This is a genomic window from Blautia sp. AF19-10LB, from assembly GCF_003461245.1.
Taxonomy (GTDB): domain Bacteria; phylum Bacillota; class Clostridia; order Lachnospirales; family Lachnospiraceae; genus Blautia_A; species Blautia_A intestinihominis.
In genome coordinates this window covers 1-18,185 of the sequence record NZ_QTWS01000023.1, presented here as the reverse complement: position 1 = coordinate 18,185, position 18,185 = coordinate 1, and the positions used below count along the sequence as shown (strand labels likewise).

The window sequence follows — 18,185 nt, the reverse complement described above, 5'->3', positions numbered from 1 at the left end:
TTTTTGTACCAAGGAGGAGTATAGATTATGAAGGTTATTACAGGTGGAGTTACAGCGGCAAAAGGATTCCAGGCGGCATCCACAGCAGCAGGGATCAAATATCAGGGAAGAACTGACATGGCAATGGTCTACAGCGAGAAACCATGCGTGGCAGCAGGAACTTTTACCACAAATATCGTAAAGGCAGCTCCGGTCAAATGGGACCAGGAGATCGTTTATAAACATCCAAGTGCACAGGTGATCGTCTGCAACAGCGGTATCGCCAATGCGTGTACAGGAGAAGAGGGATTCAGCTACTGCCGGGCAACAGCAAAAGCAGCAGCAGAGACTCTGAACGTAGATGAAAACAGCGTACTGGTCGCATCTACGGGCGTTATCGGCATGCAGCTTCCGATCGAGAAACTTTCCGACGGTGTCAAGGCAATGGCTCCGAAGCTCAAGGGAACTCTGGAAGCCGGAAACGAAGCAGCCAAAGCAATCATGACAACGGATACCGTAGAGAAAGAAGTTGCCGTAGAAATCGAGATCGGCGGCAAGACAGTTACAATCGGCGGCATGTGCAAGGGATCCGGAATGATCCATCCGAACATGTGCACGATGCTTGGTTTTGTCACAACAGACGTATGCATTTCCAAGCAGCTTCTCCAGGAAGCTCTGAGCCAGGATGTCAAAGATACTTATAATATGGTATCTGTTGACGGCGATACCTCCACAAACGATACTGTTCTCCTGCTGGCAAACGGAATGGCAGAGAACCCGGAGATCAATGAGAAAAACGAAGACTATCAGAAATTCTGCGAGGCACTGAATTACATCAACACCACACTTGCCAAGAAGATTGCAGGCGACGGTGAGGGTGCGACTGCACTGTTTGAAGTAAAGATCATCGGTGCAGAGAGCAAGGAACAGGCAGTGACTTTGAGTAAATCCGTTGTTACTTCCTCCCTTACAAAAGCAGCGATCTACGGACATGATGCAAACTGGGGAAGGATCCTCTGTGCGATGGGCTACTCAGGTGCACAGTTTGATCCGGAAAAAGTAGACCTCTACTTTGAGAGCAAGGCAGGTAAGATCCAGATCATCGAAAACGGTGTGGCTGTAGATTACAGCGAAGAAGAAGCGACAAAGATCCTTTCCGAAGAAGCGGTAACTGCGATCGCAGACATCAAGATGGGCGACTGCACCGCAACCGCATGGGGATGTGACCTTACCTATGATTATGTCAAGATCAATGCGGATTATCGTTCATAAAAAATTTAAAATCGAGGAGAAATGAAAAAATGGTAAATCAGAAATATCTGGACAAGGCAGAAACTCTTATCGAGGCTCTTCCTTATATACAGCGTTTTAATCGTAAGATCGTAGTAGTAAAGTACGGCGGAAGTGCCATGCTGGACGAAGAACTCAAAGCAAATGTCATCAAGGACGTTGTACTTCTGAAACTGATCGGTTTCAAACCGATCATCGTTCACGGAGGCGGTAAGGAAATCAGCCGCTGGGTCAACAAAGTCGGCATGGAACCACGTTTTGTAAACGGTCTCCGCGTAACAGACAAAGACACTATGGAGATCGCAGAGATGGTTCTCGCAAAAGTCAACAAAGAACTGGTTACACTGGTGGAATCCCTCGGTGTACAGGCTGTTGGTATCAGCGGCAAGGACGGTGGACTTCTCCAGTGCCACAAGAAACTTTCCAAGGGCGAAGATATCGGATATGTAGGCGATATCGAGAAAGTCAATCCGAAGGTTCTGCAGGATCTTCTCGAAAAAGACTTCCTTCCGATCGTATTTCCGATCGGATTTGACACAAACTTTGATTCTTATAATATTAATGCAGATGATGCAGCATGTGCGATCGCAGAGGCTGTCCATGCAGAAAAACTTGTATTCCTTTCTGATATTGAGGGTGTATACAAGGACAAAGATGATCCGAGTTCTCTGATCTCCGAGTTACATGTACACGAAGCAGAAAAACTGATCAGCGACGGTTATGTAGGCGGTGGAATGATTCCGAAACTGCAGAACTGCATCGATGCGATCGAGGAAGGCGTAAACAGAGTACATATCCTGGACGGACGTATTCCGCACAGCCTCCTTCTGGAGATTTTTACAAACAAAGGTATCGGTACTGCTATTTTAAGAGAAGACGGGGAGAAATATTACAATGAGCATGAATGAACAGATGAATCATGCAGAAGAAAGTATTCTGCATACATATAATCGTTTCCCGGTCATGTTTGACCATGGGGAAGGATGCTATCTCTATGATACAGAGGGCAAAAAATATCTCGACTTTGCTGCCGGGATCGCAGTAAATGCACTGGGATATCATTATCCGGGATATGACGAGGCTTTAAAAGCACAGATCGACAAGCTGACTCATATTTCCAATCTTTATTACAATGAGCCGATGAGCGAAGCAGGAGAAAAACTGGTCAAAGCCAGCGGACTTGCCAAAGCGTTCTTCACAAACAGTGGAACAGAGGCAATCGAGGGTGCACTCAAAGCTGCACGTAAATACGCCTATACCAAATATGGCAAAGAAGCACAGAAATATGAGATCATCGCAATGAACCATTCTTTCCACGGAAGAAGCATGGGAGCTCTTTCTGTCACAGGAACAGAGCATTACAGAGAGCCGTTCGAACCACTGATCGGCGGTGTTAAATTTGCGGATTTCAATGATCTTGAGAGCGTCAAAGCACAGATCACAGACAAGACCTGCGCGATCATCACAGAGGTCGTACAGGGAGAGGGCGGCATCTATCCGGCACAGAAGGAATTCCTTGAGGGACTTCGCGCACTCTGTGACGAAAATGATATTATCCTGATCTTTGACGAGATCCAGTGCGGTATGGGACGTACCGGATATTACTTCGCATGGCAGTCCTACGGTGTCAAACCGGATGTGATGACCTGTGCCAAAGCACTTGGCTGCGGTGTCCCGGTCGGGGCATTTGTCCTCGGGGAAAAAGCTGCAGCAGCATCTCTCGTACCGGGAGATCATGGCACAACTTATGGTGGAAACCCGTTTGTATGTGCAGCTGTCAGCAAGGTGTTTGATATCTTTGAGCAGGCCGGTATCCTGGCACATGTACAGGAATTAACCCCATATTTAGAGGAAAAACTCGACACACTTGTGGAAAAATACCCGATCGTCGCAGCACGTCGTGGAAAAGGTTTCATGCAGGGACTGGTGATCGAAGGAGCGACTGTGGGAAGTGTTGTGACAAAGGCACTTGAGAACGGGCTTCTTGTGATCTCAGCAGGAAGCGACGTACTCCGTCTTGTACCTCCGCTTGTTATCACAAAAGAAAATATCGATGAAATGATCGAGAAATTAGAAAAGAGCCTGGCGTAACTGCCAGGCTCCTGCCTTTTGAAACTACTGTACAAATCTGATATCTGATAGAAATATATTATTCCATACTGTTAAGATCAATGTGTTTCTTGATCGCGGCAAAGCTCTCGGTACTGATCACGTGCTCGATCTTGCAGGCATCACTTGCTGCAACAACCGGGTCAACACCCAGTTTCTCAAGCCACTCAGAAAGAAAGAGATGACGCTCGTAAATTTTCTCTGCGGTTGCACGTCCTGATTCGGTCAGGTAAAGGTATCCCTCAGGTGATACGGTGATCTGATCGGTCTCACGAAGCTTCTTCATGGCAACGCTGACGCTGGATTTCTTGAATCCAAGTTCAGAGGCAACATCTACGGAGCGAACGACCGGATGGGATTTGCTTAAGATAAGAATCGTTTCCAGATAGTTTTCGGCGGATTCGTTTGTATGCATTCTTACACCCCAATTCTGCTGAAAGAAATCATGCGTTTGTTTGCATAATCTCGTATTGCTTTGTATTATTGATATCATATCATATTTTCGCGTCCGGAACAAGATGAATGCAGAGAAAACCGCAAAAATCCAATGTTTTTTATAATTGCATATTTTGGCACAAACAGAGACTCCTGCCCGGAAAGGCAGGAATTTTTTTATACAAATTTGCACAATAGTTATGCAAAACGAACGAATATTGTACATAACAAACAAGAGTCACTTGTGACAAATAAAAGTTTTATGATGCAAATTATAGTTATGATTAACGAATGCAGGTTATATAGAACGAAAAAAAGTACTTGACAGCTTACCAACGTTAGAATATACTAACTTAGTAGAAAAAGGAAGTGGTCTGTGACTGCGGTCTTTTTAAACGAAAAAAATTATCATTAGAGAAAGAAGAGTAGATACCATGATGCCACTTACAATGGCCGGAATCGGCGAAGTAAATACAATTCTCAAGATCGGTGGAAATGAAGAAACAAGAAGATTTCTCGCAAACCTTGGATTTGTAACAGGTACAGAGATTTCAGTAGTGTCTGCGATCGGCGGCAATGTAATCGTTAACGTCAAAGATGCCCGTGTAGCAGTCAACTCAGATATGGCAAAGCATATTATGATCTGACAGCCCCAGGGTTTAAAATTGCAGCTACGTTGTATGCTTGCATACATTAGCGGATGAATTTGAAACCCGCCAAACATGAGGAAGTAGCGATTTTCGAAGAAAATCAGCGGATTCCGAATGTCTGCAGAAGTGTGGAATTGCGAAGCAATGGAGCACTTCGTCAGGGGCGTCAAGTATATATAATAAATCAACAAGAGGAAAGGAGACAGAACAATGACTTTAGGTGAGGCAAAAGTCGGAAGTACCGTTGTTGTAACTAAGATTGAGGGAGACGGCGCTTACAAACGACGCATTATGGATATGGGAATCACCAAAGGAAGCGAAATCTACATCAGAAAAGTCGCTCCGCTTGGAGATCCTGTTGAGATCACTGTAAGAGGCTATGAGTTATCCGTAAGAAAGAACGATGCTCAGTGCGTACAGGTAAAATAAGGATTGCTGTTCCCAGCAATGAATCATGTTCTGTACATAAGAATTAAAGTTTTGTTGAGCGGCCTTATGGCTGCAACAAAGAGGGATTAAGGAGGTAAGAAAAAATGGCAATTAAGATTGCACTTGCCGGCAACCCGAACTGTGGTAAAACAACAATGTTCAACGCATTAACGGGCGCTAACCAGTATGTAGGAAACTGGCCGGGAGTTACTGTAGAGAAAAAAGAAGGTAAATTAAAAGGCAAAAGAGGAAAAGGCGAGGATGTTATCGTAACTGACCTTCCTGGTATCTATTCCATGTCACCATACACTCTGGAAGAAGTAGTCAGCCGTGACTATGTCCTGAAAGAGAACCCAGATGTTATCATCGATCTTGTCGATGCAACAAACATCGAGCGTAACCTGTATCTGACCACTCAGCTTGTTGAGACCGGTGTTCCGGTTGTCATCGCGCTGAACATGGCAGACCTTCTTGAAAAAAGAGGAATCAAGATCGATGTTAAGCGTCTTTCCATGCTGCTTGACTGCCCGATCGTTGAGACATCCGCACTGAAGGGCGAAGGTCTTGACAAACTGATCGACGAAGCAATCAAAACAGCAAAGAAGAGCAGCGCTGATCTTCCAAAAGAAGTCTTCTCCAAAGAAATGGAAGCAGCTATCGCTGATGTGAAGGATGTCCTTCCGGAATCTATCACAGAAGACAAGAAGAGATGGTATGCGATCAAATTCCTTGAAAACGATGAGAAAGTAAAGGAATCCATCAAACTTTCCGCTTCTGCACAGTCTACTGTAGACAGCAAACGTCAGGCGATCGAAAAGAAACATGACGATGATATGGAAAGTATCGTAACAGATGAGAGATATACTTTCATCCAGAAGATCGTAAACACAACTGTTAAGAAAGGTAAAGACAAACTTACCGTATCCGATAAGATCGACCGTATCGTTACCAACCGTATCCTTGGTATCCCGATCTTCATCGCGATCATGTGGTTAGTATATTATGTATCTGTAACAACAGTTGGTACATTCGTAACAGACTGGACAAATGATGTATTCGTAGTAGCTATTCAGGACTTCGCAAGCAATATCCTCGGCAGCATCGGCGCTGGCGATATGGTAATGGGACTTGTAGTTGACGGTATCATCGGTGGTCTTGGTGCAGTACTTGGATTCGTTCCTCAGATGGCAATCCTGTTCCTGTTCCTGTCCATCCTTGAAGACTGTGGTTACATGGTACGTATCGCATTTGTTATGGACCGTGTATTCCGTCACTTCGGACTTTCCGGTAAGAGCTTCATTCCGCTCCTTATTTCTTCTGGATGCGGTATCCCTGGAATCATGGCTTCCAAGACCATCGAGCAGGATAATGACAGACGTCTTACTATCATGACAGCAACATTTATTCCTTGTGGTGCAAAACTTCCGGTTATCGCTCTTATGGGTGGTGTAATTGCTGGTGAGACCGCAGGATATGCAGAGAGCTCCTTTATCGCTCCTCTGATGTACTTTATCGGAATCGTAGCTGTACTTGTAGCAGCGATCATTCTTAAGAAAACAAAACCGTTCTCCGGTAAACCGGCTCCGTTCGTAATGGAGCTTCCGCAGTATCATATTCCGCAGGCTAAGACAGTTCTCCTTCACGTATGGGAAAGACTGAAAGGCTTCATCATCAAAGCTGGTACAATCCTGTTCCTTGCTTGTGTAGTAATGTGGTTCCTTGGTGGATTTGGATTCACAGATGGTGGATTCGGTATGGTAGAAGACAGCGCAGACAGCCTTATGGCAGCAATCGGCGGTGTGATCGCTCCGATCTTCGCACCACTTGGATTTGGCGAGTGGCAGCCGGTAGCAGCTTCTATCTCCGGTTTCACAGCAAAAGAAGCTATCGTATCTACAATGGGTGTCCTGGCTAACGTAGCTGGTGATACAGAAGATGCAGTAAACGTTGCAGCAGGTGTTGCAAGCTGGTTCCCGACAGGAATCGCAGCTTTCTCCTTCCTGATGTTCAACCTTCTTGATTCTCCTTGCCTTGCAGCTATCGCAACAATGGCAAAAGAAATGAACGACAAGAAATGGTTCTGGTTCGCAATTCTCTTCCAGAACGTATTCGCTTACATCGTTTGCCTCTGCTTCTATCAGATCGGTTCTTTCGTAACTGGTGGAGCATTTGGTATCGGTACTGTAGTAGGATTCGTAGTACTTATCGCAATGCTGTTCCTGCTGTTCAGACCAGATCCATACAAAGATCAGAAAGTTTATTCCAAACGTTCTGTACAGGCATAAGAAATTATGAAATAATAAAGGGGCTGGATGCAGTTGATGTGTCCGGCCTCTGTTTTCACTTTATATGACTGGCAGTATTTAAAGAGAGGATGAGTGAAATGCTGGCAAATATTATTATCATGGCTTTGATCCTTGGATATTGTGCATACATAATCTACAAAAATGTAAAAAATGCCAAAGAAGGTAAACACATGGGCTGCAGTGGATGCAGCGGCAACTGTGGAAGCTGCGGCGGATGCAGCGGGGCTGCTTTCAACAAAAGTACTGCGCAGTCTTCTAAAAAACGTCTGAAATAGGAGGTGCTGTATGGGAAATTCAACAGGATCCACGATGTATATGTTCGGTGCAGTCATTGTTATCTACATTGTAGGAATGCTGCTCTATCAGGGATTTCAGTGGATCAAGAAAAAAAGAGCACAGAAAAAGGACGAAGAGTTCAGAAACAGTGAAAAATAACAGCAGATATTAAAGTGTATAAAAATACCGAGATCCGTATATGCTGATATTAAACAGGATAAAGAGACTGGAATTGATAAACCAGTCTCTTTTTATTGCATTGCATATTGCGGAGGGATATTACTATGTGGGGATTTCTTGCAGCACTGATCTCAGGTGCATTGATGAGTATTCAGGGAGTTTTTAATACGGAAGTGACGAAACAGAGCAGCCTGTGGGTATCGACGGGCTGGGTGCAGCTCTCGGCTTTTGCAGTCTGCGTTGCCGCGTGGCTTTTTACAGGGCGGCAGAGCGTTTCTGCGTTATGGCAGGTGGAGAATAAATACACACTTCTTGGAGGCGTGATCGGAGCATTTATCACGATCACCGTGATCCAGAGCATGGGCGCACTCGGTCCTGCAAAAGCAGCCATGCTGATCGTGCTCTCGCAGCTGATCGTTGCATATCTGATCGAACTGATGGGGCTTTTTGGCGTGGATAAAGAGCCTTTTGAGTGGAGAAAAGTCCTGGGAATGCTGATCGCGATCGCCGGGATCGTGATCTTTAAATGGCAGAAATAAGGGTAATCCTGGAAGAATAGAAGTTTCCTATTGTAAAACACAGGGGAATTGGGTAAAATAAGACATGGTCAAGTATATACCGGGGGAGACTGCCTTAATATAGAAGGGAGTGAACCGGTATTATCACAAAATCAATAAGAAAATACTGTACAGTGCTTTTGTCGATCGCGCTTTTTACAGGGATTTTCTGTGCGGGATGTGGCGCGAGAAGTGATGAGATATTGCTTGAAAGCCAGGAAGATACTTCTGATACTGTAGAAGAAACAGAGCAGGAGGAAAGAGAGATGACTGACGAAATTCCGTCAGTGACACCTGAACCGCAGGAAATTTTTGTGGATGTCTGTGGCGCTGTGAATCAGCCGGGAGTCTATGAGATGGATCCGGACAGCCGTGTTTTTCAGGCGATCGAGGCAGCGGGAGGAATGACGGAAGAGGCTTCCGGAATTTCTGTCAATCAGGCACAGCCACTCAGTGACGGACAGCAGGTTTATGTACCGACTGTTCAGGAAGCAGAGGAGGGCAGTTTTGTTCCGGCGGTACCTGAGACTACAGGAACGGGAGAAAGCATGGGTACAGAAGATGGAATTGTCAATCTGAATACAGCAGATGCCGAGACGCTCAAGACACTGTCAGGCATCGGAGATTCCAAGGCACAGGCGATCCTTGCATACAGGGAGGAACACGGAGGTTTTTCCAGCATCGAGGAGATCATGCAGGTCCCCGGAATCAAAGAAAGTACCTTTTCAATGATAAAGGATAAGATTGCAGTAAAATAAGGAGAATGGAATGAGCAGAAAAGTTTTAGTAGTAGATGACGAAAAACTGATCGTAAAAGGAATCCGCTTTAATCTGGAACAGGACGGAATGGAAGTGGACTGTGCTTACGATGGAGAAGAAGCGGTGGAGAAGGCGAAGGAGAATAAATACGACATTATCCTTCTGGACCTGATGCTGCCGAAGATGGACGGGCTGGAAGTATGCCAGCAGATCCGGGAATTTTCCAATGTGCCGATCGTTATGCTTACTGCCAAAGGCGAAGACATGGACAAGATCCTGGGACTGGACTACGGTGCAGATGATTATATCACCAAACCGTTCAACATCCTTGAGGTCAAGGCACGTATCAAAGCCATTATGCGTCGTGCCCGTTCTGAACATGAAGAGAAAGAAAAAGCAAAGACAATCCAGGCAGGTGACCTTAAGCTGGACTGCGAGAGCCGTCGTGTATTTATTGCAGACAGAGAGATCAATCTGACAGCGAAGGAATTTGATGTGCTGGAACTTCTGGTATTCAACCCGAACAAGGTTTACAGCCGTGAGAATCTTCTGAATATCGTATGGGGATATGAATATCCGGGTGATGTCCGTACTGTCGATGTACATATCCGCCGTCTTCGTGAAAAAATTGAGGCGAATCCCAGTGAGCCGAAGTATGTACACACCAAATGGGGCGTAGGATACTATTTCCAGGCATAACCCATGGTAACGAAAAAAAAGACAAAATTTTTTAAAAGTCTGCGTTTTCGTATCTTTATTATCCTTATTATTCTGGGAATCGTGCCGGGAATTATCGTGACACAACTGATGATACACTATTACGAAAATCAGGCAGTGGAAGTAAGTGTGAGTGCAGTACGCACAGAATGCGCGATTCTCTGCGACCAGATCATCAAGGAAAATTATCTCAATGACTCCAGCTCCGAGGCTGTCAACAGCAAGCTGGAGTTATTGTCTAATGTCTATGGCGGCAGAATCCTTGTGGTTGACAGAGATTTCAAGATAGTCAGAGATACCTATCATGTGGAAGAGGGTAGAACTCTTGTTTCGTCCAAGGTGATACGCTGTTTTAAGAATGGTGATTCTGACGAGTTTAAAAAGATCGGACAGATGATCGAACTGGTAGTTCCGGTCAAAAGTGCAGATGTGTCTCAGGTTCAGGGAGCCATGCTGGTGAATATTTCCGAAAGTGAGATCGCTGCCATAGCAGGAGATCTGGAGCAGAAAGGAATCCTGATCATCTGTATTATTATTGTATTATCGCTGTTCCTGGCGTATATCCTGTCGACTGTCCTGGTAAAACCGCTTGCGAGAGTTACCAAGGCAATTGAAGATCTGACAGATGGCTATCAGCAGGACGAGATCAGTGTGCCGGACTATACAGAGACAGAACTTATCACAGATGCCTTTAACAAGATGCTTGCCAGAATGAAAGTTCTGGATGAGTCACGATCGGAGTTTGTATCAAATGTCTCTCATGAACTCAAGACTCCGATGACTTCCATGAAAGTCCTCGCAGATTCCCTGGTAGGACAGCAGGGTGTCCCGGAGGATCTGTATCAGGAGTTTATGCGTGACATCACAGCGGAGATCGACCGTGAGAACAGGATCATCACTGACCTTCTGACGCTGGTCAAGATGGATAAGAAAAACGCAGATCTTCAGATCCAGCATATGTCGATCAACCAGCTGCTGGAGGATATCCTGAAGCGCCTGCGTCCGATCGCGGACAAGAGAAACATCGATCTGATCCTTGACAGTTTCCGCCCGGTGGAGGCAGATGTGGACGAGCTGAAATTTACATCTGCGATCAGTAACCTGGTAGAAAATGCGATCAAGTACAATGTAGACGACGGATGGGTAAGAGTGTCGCTGGATGCGGATCACAAGTTCTTCTATGTGACAGTTGCTGATTCTGGAATGGGTATTCCGGAGGATTCTCTGAGCCGTATCTTTGAGAGATTTTACAGGGTGGATAAGTCTCATTCCAGAGAGATCGGAGGAACAGGACTTGGCCTTGCGATCACGAGAAGTACGATCGGCATGCATCATGGAGTGATCAAGGTATTCAGCAAAGAAGGGGAAGGAACTACTTTTTCCGTTCGTGTCCCACTGTCATATATTCCGTAGGAGGTGCCGGATGAAGAGAATATCAAAAGTGCTTCTTCTGGCGCTGATGGTCTGTACCTTGTTTGCAGGATGCAGCATAGAAACCATACAGTCAAAGAAAGAAGACAGTAAATATAATTTTTATTATCTCAATACAAATGAGACTGCGCTCAAGAGTGAACCCTATGAGCCAAAAGAAGAAACAAAAGAATACATGGTAAAAGCTCTGTTACAGAAATTAGGGAACGGAGAAGTACCGGAAGACGGAATCAGTCTTCTTCCGGAAAATGTTTCTGTAAGTTCTTATGATCTGCAGGATAATCTGCTGATCATAGATTTCAGCAAAGAATATTCAGAAATGAGCAAGGTAAGGGAAGTTCTTACCAGAGATGGAATTGTCCAGACATTTCTGCAGATACCGGATATTGCAAAGATCCGTTTTACAGTGGCAGGTCAGCCGCTTAAAGACTCCAGAAACCAGGAGATCGGGGATATGACGGACAGTACATTTGTGGAAGTATCAAAGAAAAATGAGGACAACTATCGATACGATACGTTTACCTTGTATTTTGCAGACAAGAGCGGCAAGAGACTTCTGAAAGAAACAAGAAATGTTTGTTACAGAAGGACGCTCCCAAAAGAGCGTGTTGTTCTGGAACAGCTTGCCAAGGGACCTTTGGAGGACGGACATTATGCAACGATTCCAGAGAATACTATGGCGATCAATGTGATTACGGCAGACAGAATCTGTTATCTTGACCTGAACAGTGAGTTCCAGGATGCAGCATTGGATGTGGCAGAAAATATTTCTGTTTATTCGGTGGTGAATTCCATTGTGGATTCCTGTGAGGCGGATAAGGTACAGATTTCCATTGAAGGAAACAGTGGAGGAAACTTCCAGAAGAATCTGCCGCTCTACAAATTTTATGAAAAAAACAAAGACCTTGTAATTCCGGATGAGGACGAGGAATCATAAGGCATTTCTATACAGAAAGGACAGGGAATGCGTAAAAGACCAGTGTGTTGTGCGTGCGTGTTCCTGATGTTGTGTCTGTGTATTCTGGACCTGGCAGGGATTCCTGTTATAAGAGGGAATCCGCTGCCGCGTGAGGTCCGGGAATATATAGAGTCACATCCATCGGCTGTGATCTGCGGGGAAGTACAGCGGTGCCAGGACACGGAATATTCTCTTTCTGTCTATCTTAAACAAGTCTTTCTGCTCTGTCAGTCAGAGCGAATTCCCATCAGAAATATAAGAGTGTTTTTGGAGAAAAATGCAAAAGAAAATTTGAAAACAGGTATGGTTATCCAGGTCGGTGGTGAGCTGGAGCGGGTTTCTGCACCCAGAAATCCAGGCGAATTTGATTCGCAGCAGTACTATGCCTGCCAGGGAATTTATTATTTCCTGAAAAATGGAATTATACAGAAAAAAGGCAGGAATTATTCAAAGTATGGACAGTTCCTGACAGAACTTCGGGGGCGAATCGGCGAAATCCTGCAGGAAACAGCGGGAGAGGATGCGGGAATCTACCAGGCGATGCTGCTGGGAGAAAAAAGCGGTCTGGATGAGGAGGTGAGGCTGCAGTATCAGATGGCGGGGATGGTGCATATCCTGGCTATTTCCGGACTACACATCAGCGTACTCGGAATGGGACTGTTTTCGTTACTCAAGAAGCTTTCATTTGGCAATGGATGGGCAGGATTTCTTTCACTGAGTGTGATCCTTCAGTATGGGATGCTGACAGGAAGCAGTGTGTCCGCAATGCGCGCTGTCTGCATGTTTGTGCTGGCAGTCGGAGCGCGGATTCTGGGGAGAAGCTATGATTTTCTGACTGCACTGGCTGTGTCTGCGATACTTTTGCTGCTCGATACACCGGCGTACCTGTACAGCAGCAGCTTCCTGCTTTCATTCGGGGCAGTGACAGGTCTGGGGATCGTGGCACCTGCCCTGAACCGTCTGGTGGGCAGTGAGCGTGCGTGGGTCAAAACACTTCTGTCATCCTTTGCCGTGCAGCTTACAACGCTGCCGGTGCTTCTTCGGATGTATGGTGAGGTATCAGTTCTGGGAATCGTTTTGAATCTGGCCGTGCTTCCTACGGTAAGTGTGGTGCTGATCTGCGGATTGTGTTGTGTGGCTGTTGGATTTATGAGTATTTCCGCTGCCGGGATCTGTCTGATTCCGGGAAAAATCCTGCTGATGCTTTACGAGAAACTTTGCGTGCTGGCAGGGGCCGTTCCGTTTTGTACATGGATCGGCGGCGCGCCGGAGATATGGCAGTGCGTGGTGTATTATGTCCTTCTGTTTGGCGGGATACAGATCGCTTTGTTCCTGAAGGAAAAAGGAGCGTACCGTGTGTGGAGAGTCCTGTCGAGAGGAATTTGTGTTGCTGTTGTCTGTGTGAGCATTTTTATTCTGGGATTCCGACAGAAAAATCTGATTTCGATCACCTGTCTGGATATCGGACAGGGGGACGGGATCGTGATACAGCTTCCGGGCGGCAAAACGGTCATGGTGGATGGTGGAAGCAGCAGTAAGAAAAAGGTTGCGTCGTATCAGATCCTTCCATATCTGAAAAATCAGGGGATTTCGGTGGTGGATGCCATACTGATCTCACATACGGACCTTGATCATATCAGTGGCGTACAGGAACTGCTGACGTTGAAGGAAAAACATCTCACAACACTGCGTATAAAAAATCTGCTCCTCCCGGACTGGAAGGCACCGGAGGAGGTCTATTATGAACTGGAGGAGCAGGCGAAGAGGTGCGGGATTTCTGTGCTAAGGCTTCATCAGGGGCAGAAACTGCGGTTTGGGGATGGCTCTCTGGAAATCCTGTCGCCAGAGACAGGTGCGAAGGGGACGGATGTAAATGAAGAAGGGATTGTGATGGAACTACGGTACGGGAAATTCCGGGGGCTTTTTACTGGTGATATCGGAGCGGAGACGGAGAAAAAGCTGCTTCCGAAACTTGATGATGTGAATTTTCTTAAAGTAGGGCATCATGGGTCACGGTATTCTACCTGTCAGGAATTTCTGGATAAGATAAAGCCGGAACTTGCGGTGATCTCCTGCTCGGAATCCAATACGTATGGGCATCCGTCACCGGAAACGACGGCACGTCTTGAAGAGAACGGGATCCGGACGGAATATACGATGAAAAACGGGGCGATCACGGTTTATACAGATGGGCATTCTATACGTATGAAAACTTTTTGTAACGAAAAAACAGCGTAGAATCTACAGATGTTTTGTAGTATGATAAACAGGAAAATAAATCAGAAGGAGGTGGAAGACATGGAGCGTATGCGAAAGACGGTTTTGTATCTGACATCATTCCTGCTTTTGGGGTGTCTTGGGTGGGTGTTTTTTCATGCATTGTGTACCATTCCCCAGGCAAAAAACATACTGAAAAACAGAACGGTGTTTCCACTGATCCTGGCAGGAAGTATATTTCTGCTGCTGTTGTTTGTGAAATTGGCAGACTGGTGCCGCTCATGGAAAAAACATACACTTATGAAGGCAACTGCCATTGTTTTCCTCCTGATTCTGGTATTACAGTTCCTGTATCTGTATTATGTGCGTTACTGGGTAGGGTATGATAACCTTCTGGTTCTGGATGAAGCCTGGTATATGCAGACGGATGGACATATTTCACCGGATTTTTATGATTCGTATTTTCAGCGTTATCCACATAATCATCCGGTTACGATTTTGCTGTACTGGGTTCTCAAAGCTGCGGGAAAACTGGGAGTATCCGGTTTATACTGGCCTTCTCATCTTCTGGGACTAGTAAGCATTGATCTTGCGCTGCTGTTCATGTGGAAACTGGCATGTGAAACTGAGGATATCCATCGGGGATTTCTTGTGTCGGTTCTGAGTCTTTTTGATCCGATTATTTATATATGGATTCCGTGGCATTATACAACTGTATGCCTGCTTCCGTTTCTGAGTGCGGGAATTTATTTCGGATGGAAGACGTGGAAAGCGGTGAATTTACGAAGTCAGATAATCTATGCGGCATGTACGGGGATTTTTACTGCGGTCGGAATGAGAATCCGGATAACAGAGGGAATCCTTCTGATTGCGTTTCTGATCATGGCAGTCTGTGTGAAAGGCTGGAATCGGTGCAGACTGGCTGCATGTCTGATTCCTTTTCTGGTGATATGTGGTCTGACTTGGGCCGGGACAGGCATGCTTCGAAATCATTATGCAGATTTTGACAGTTCCGATAAAGCATTTCCACCGGCTCATTTTGTAATGATGGGAGTTGGAGGAGATGGAACTTACAAAAAGAAAGATGTAGAATTTACAGCCCGGATCCCCGGAGAAGAAGCAAAGACAAAAGCAGATCTGCAGGAAGCAGGGAAAAGAATCAGAAATCTGGGTGTAAAAGGTACAATTTCTCTTGCGGGAGAAAAAATGCTGACTGTCTGGCAGGATGGTTCCTGCGGGTTTCAGTCGGAATGGCTTTATCCATTGAAAGATTCCAGAGCTTTTCAATATATTTGTGGAGAAAAAAATGATCTGTTTCTATACTGGGCGCAGATTTTTTATGTGATGCTTCTGTTTCTGACGCTGGCAGGAACGGCTGCATCTATGATAAGTGGAAGGATGGGCACAGGAATGCTATTGAGGCTTGTGCTGCTTGGAAATATTCTTTTCTATCTGATGTGGGAGGCACAGAACCGTTACAGTATTGGAATGGTGGGAATACTGCTTTTTCTTGCCGCAGATGGATGCCGTTTGCTGCAGAATGGGGAACTGAAAACAGAACATATTGTGCCGGTTTTGATCCGAAAAAGAGGCTGGGGAGCAGTAACTGCAATCCTGGCTGTGATGCTGGCGATTTTGCTGTACAGACCGTTGTTTGTGGAAGAAACGGAGTGGAGAGAGTTTTCTGTCCGGAATATTTACCGGGTGGGACAGAATCTTCAGGATATTGTTTCTGGTGACAGGGTTACGCAGACATTTGTGGCTTCATCGGCGTTTGATCACATTCTGGTACAGGGCTATCTCAAAAATGGTGCAGTACCGGACGGTGGGTGTCAGATGCTGATTCAGGATGAAGAAGGGAAGAAACTGGCAGAAGCATTTCTGAGTGCACAGCAGATTGCAGAAACTCAGCTTGATTTTACATTTGACCCAATTGTGCCGGATGGGGAAACTGTTTATACGATTGTTATTGAGCCGAAAGGAATCAGAGAAAATCATGCGCTGCAGCTGTATCGTTTCAACAGTTCTATGGATCTGTATCCGGCTGGAAAACTGAGTTGTAATGGCAGAGAAGAGAACGGGAATCTTATTTTTTCTGTTTATGAGGAAAGAACAGGGACAATTTTCAGGAGGATTTTTTTGTGAAAAATTTACAGGAAGATATCAAGACAGGGAATTTCAGGCGAGTGTATCTTTTGTGCGGGGATGAAGCCTATCTGAAGATCCAGTACAAGGATAAACTGATAAAAGCTCTGAACCCGGATGACGATACAATGAATTTCAGCAAATATGAGGGAAAGGGAATCGAAGTGAGGGAGATGATCGATCTCTGTGAAACGATGCCTTTTTTTGCGGATTACAGGGTGATTCTTGTGGAAAACTCTGGTTTTTTTAAGAACAAGTGTGATGAACTTGCTGATTATATAAAGACATTGCCGGATTATGTGCGGATGGTTTTTGTGGAAGAAGAAGTGGATAAACGAAGCCGTATGTACAAGGCAGTCAAGGCTGAAGGGCGAATCGTGGAGTTCGCAAAACAGGATGAAAAAACTCTGATGAGATGGGCGGCAGGAATCCTCGGACGTGAGGGACGAAAGATCACGACACGTGATATGGAGTTTCTTCTGACGAAGACAGGGACGGACATGGGAAATATCCGGAATGAGCTGGAGAAGCTGATCATGTTTACGATGGGACGTGATGTGGTTACGGCAGAGGATATTGAGGAGATATGTACGACACGGACGGAGAATAAGATTTTTGAGATGGTCCGTGCAGTTACGGAGAAGAACCAGAGGAAAGCGCTGGATCTCTACAATGACCTCCTGACCCTCAGGGAGCCGCCGATGAGGATTCTGTTCCTTCTGTCAAAGCAGTTCCGCCAGATGACGCTGGCGAAGAAGATGTCAGGAGAGGGTGCGGCGCAGAGTGAGATCGCATCAAGACTTGGTGTGCCGTCGTTTGCGGCACGGAATCTGCTGACCTGTGCACGGGCGTACAGTACGGAGGAGCTTGAACAGGCGGAAGTGGATTTTGTGGATTCGGAGGAAGCAGTGAAGACGGGCAGACTGCAGGATGTGCTGAGTGTGGAGCTGCTGATCGTGAAGTACAGCACCGGAAGATAAAAAAGAACAAATATGTAAAAAGAAAATGCTATACTGAGGCATCAAAAAGAATGGAGGCGGAAAAATGGTATTAGGGATTCTGGGGCTGGCAGCCATGATATTGTGCTGGGCTGCAGGCTCTTACTGGAAGAAGGTTTACTACTTAATATGGTTTTTATCTTTGCCGATGCCGATTTTTTGGTTTTTGTATAGCTTTTCGATGGATGAAGATGGCGATGGCGGGAGTTCTGGCGGGATAGAAGCGGTACTTACGGTAATAATCTTGATTATACTGGTAATAATATATGTAAAGGCAAGAAATCTGGGAGATGTAATTAATACATTTCTGCTGATGAATGTTAATATTTTGTTGATGATTTTATTGTCAGATTCTGGCTTTAGCAGATGGAACATGATAGTGTTTGTGATAACACTTCTGGCTTCGATAATCGCAGCAGTTGCCACATTTCGTGCAAAAGAGTATTCTTCAGTGTTGCCGAGTTCACTGCTTGCAGTAACATGGGGCAGATTCATGCTGGGTGTATTCGCCTTAGATTATGAAGAGATATACAGTTCCCTGGGGCTGACAAGTTTACCGGTGACTCTGGGCCTCGGAATTATACTGACAGCAGCAGGTTGTCTGCTACAGTTTTTTATCCTCAAAAAGACTGACATGGGAAAAAAGAAAAGAAACGTAATAAGTAATTTCTTGAAATAGAAGGAAAATGCCTTGAATAACTGCGTGTCGCATTCTCGTTACTTTCAGTGATGAGTTAGACACGCAAATT

At 45.5% G+C, this 18,185-nt stretch carries 18 protein-coding genes; 17 read left to right on the top strand and 1 reads right to left on the bottom strand.

The window, feature by feature from the left end; all coding sequences use genetic code 11:
• Window positions 1-27 precede the first annotated feature (27 nt).
• The 3 genes from argJ to DWX28_RS12785 are packed head-to-tail and all read left to right on the top strand — an operon-like array spanning window position 28 to window position 3,360.
• A complete protein-coding gene (gene argJ / locus DWX28_RS12795) occupies window positions 28-1,251 on the top strand; it encodes a bifunctional glutamate N-acetyltransferase/amino-acid acetyltransferase ArgJ (protein WP_022213605.1) in 1,224 nt (407 codons plus the stop codon).
• A 29-nt stretch (window positions 1,252-1,280) separates the two neighbouring features.
• Complete coding sequence (gene argB, locus DWX28_RS12790; RefSeq protein WP_118252904.1) at window positions 1,281-2,177, top strand: acetylglutamate kinase; 897 nt, start codon at window positions 1,281-1,283, stop codon at window positions 2,175-2,177.
• On the top strand, window positions 2,164-3,360 hold the full coding sequence (locus DWX28_RS12785) for an aspartate aminotransferase family protein (RefSeq protein WP_118252903.1): 1,197 nt from the start codon (window positions 2,164-2,166) through the stop codon (window positions 3,358-3,360). The genes argB and DWX28_RS12785 overlap by 14 nt, the downstream gene beginning before the upstream one ends.
• A 58-nt stretch (window positions 3,361-3,418) precedes the next feature.
• Here the strand turns inward: DWX28_RS12785 and DWX28_RS12780 are convergent, their stop codons facing one another.
• Complete coding sequence (locus DWX28_RS12780; RefSeq protein ID WP_022213608.1) at window positions 3,419-3,793, bottom strand: metal-dependent transcriptional regulator; 375 nt, start codon at window positions 3,791-3,793, stop codon at window positions 3,419-3,421.
• A 457-nt stretch (window positions 3,794-4,250) separates the two neighbouring features.
• Here DWX28_RS12780 and DWX28_RS12775 point away from each other — a divergent pair, with 457 nt between their 5' ends.
• From DWX28_RS12775 to DWX28_RS12715, 14 genes are all read left to right on the top strand, one after another.
• Window positions 4,251-4,460, top strand: a complete 210-nt coding sequence (locus DWX28_RS12775) for a FeoA family protein (protein ID WP_118252927.1) — start codon at window positions 4,251-4,253, stop codon at window positions 4,458-4,460.
• Window positions 4,461-4,673: 213 nt separating this feature from the next.
• A complete protein-coding gene (locus tag DWX28_RS12770; RefSeq protein WP_022213610.1) occupies window positions 4,674-4,892 on the top strand; it encodes a FeoA family protein in 219 nt (72 codons plus the stop codon).
• 104 nt (window positions 4,893-4,996) lie between these two features.
• Complete coding sequence (gene feoB / locus DWX28_RS12765; RefSeq protein ID WP_022213611.1) at window positions 4,997-7,177, top strand: ferrous iron transport protein B; 2,181 nt, start codon at window positions 4,997-4,999, stop codon at window positions 7,175-7,177.
• 98 nt (window positions 7,178-7,275) lie between these two features.
• Entirely contained in the window at window positions 7,276-7,473 is a 198-nt protein-coding gene (locus DWX28_RS12760; RefSeq protein WP_022213612.1) for a FeoB-associated Cys-rich membrane protein, read from the top strand.
• A 10-nt stretch (window positions 7,474-7,483) separates the two neighbouring features.
• Window positions 7,484-7,633, top strand: coding sequence for a hypothetical protein (locus DWX28_RS19575; protein WP_022213613.1), 150 nt, complete (start codon window positions 7,484-7,486; stop codon window positions 7,631-7,633).
• A 125-nt stretch (window positions 7,634-7,758) separates the two neighbouring features.
• Window positions 7,759-8,193 carry a DMT family transporter gene (locus DWX28_RS12755; RefSeq protein ID WP_118252902.1) on the top strand — a complete coding sequence of 145 codons (435 nt, stop codon included), beginning with the start codon at window positions 7,759-7,761 and terminating at the stop codon, window positions 8,191-8,193.
• A gap of 152 nt (window positions 8,194-8,345) precedes the next feature.
• Window positions 8,346-8,969 carry a helix-hairpin-helix domain-containing protein gene (locus DWX28_RS12750; protein ID WP_227222800.1) on the top strand — a complete coding sequence of 208 codons (624 nt, stop codon included), beginning with the start codon at window positions 8,346-8,348 and terminating at the stop codon, window positions 8,967-8,969.
• Between the two features lie 10 nt (window positions 8,970-8,979).
• Complete coding sequence (locus tag DWX28_RS12745; protein ID WP_022213616.1) at window positions 8,980-9,669, top strand: response regulator transcription factor; 690 nt, start codon at window positions 8,980-8,982, stop codon at window positions 9,667-9,669.
• 3 nt (window positions 9,670-9,672) lie between these two features.
• Window positions 9,673-11,100: a sensor histidine kinase gene (locus DWX28_RS12740; protein WP_118252901.1), complete on the top strand. Its 1,428-nt coding sequence runs from the start codon at window positions 9,673-9,675 to the stop codon at window positions 11,098-11,100.
• 10 nt (window positions 11,101-11,110) lie between these two features.
• Window positions 11,111-12,055, top strand: coding sequence for a GerMN domain-containing protein (locus DWX28_RS12735; protein ID WP_118252900.1), 945 nt, complete (start codon window positions 11,111-11,113; stop codon window positions 12,053-12,055).
• Window positions 12,056-12,082: 27 nt separating this feature from the next.
• On the top strand, window positions 12,083-14,314 hold the full coding sequence (locus tag DWX28_RS12730) for a DNA internalization-related competence protein ComEC/Rec2 (protein WP_118252899.1): 2,232 nt from the start codon (window positions 12,083-12,085) through the stop codon (window positions 14,312-14,314).
• Window positions 14,315-14,374: 60 nt separating this feature from the next.
• The gene (locus DWX28_RS12725; RefSeq protein WP_118252898.1) at window positions 14,375-16,438 is read left to right on the top strand and encodes a hypothetical protein; all 2,064 of its coding nucleotides are present in this window, start codon (window positions 14,375-14,377) and stop codon (window positions 16,436-16,438) included.
• Window positions 16,435-17,418, top strand: a complete 984-nt coding sequence (gene holA, locus DWX28_RS12720) for a DNA polymerase III subunit delta (RefSeq protein WP_022213622.1) — start codon at window positions 16,435-16,437, stop codon at window positions 17,416-17,418. The genes DWX28_RS12725 and holA overlap by 4 nt, the downstream gene beginning before the upstream one ends.
• A 64-nt stretch (window positions 17,419-17,482) precedes the next feature.
• Entirely contained in the window at window positions 17,483-18,115 is a 633-nt protein-coding gene (locus DWX28_RS12715; RefSeq protein ID WP_022213623.1) for a hypothetical protein, read from the top strand.
• Window positions 18,116-18,185: the final 70 nt, after the last annotated feature.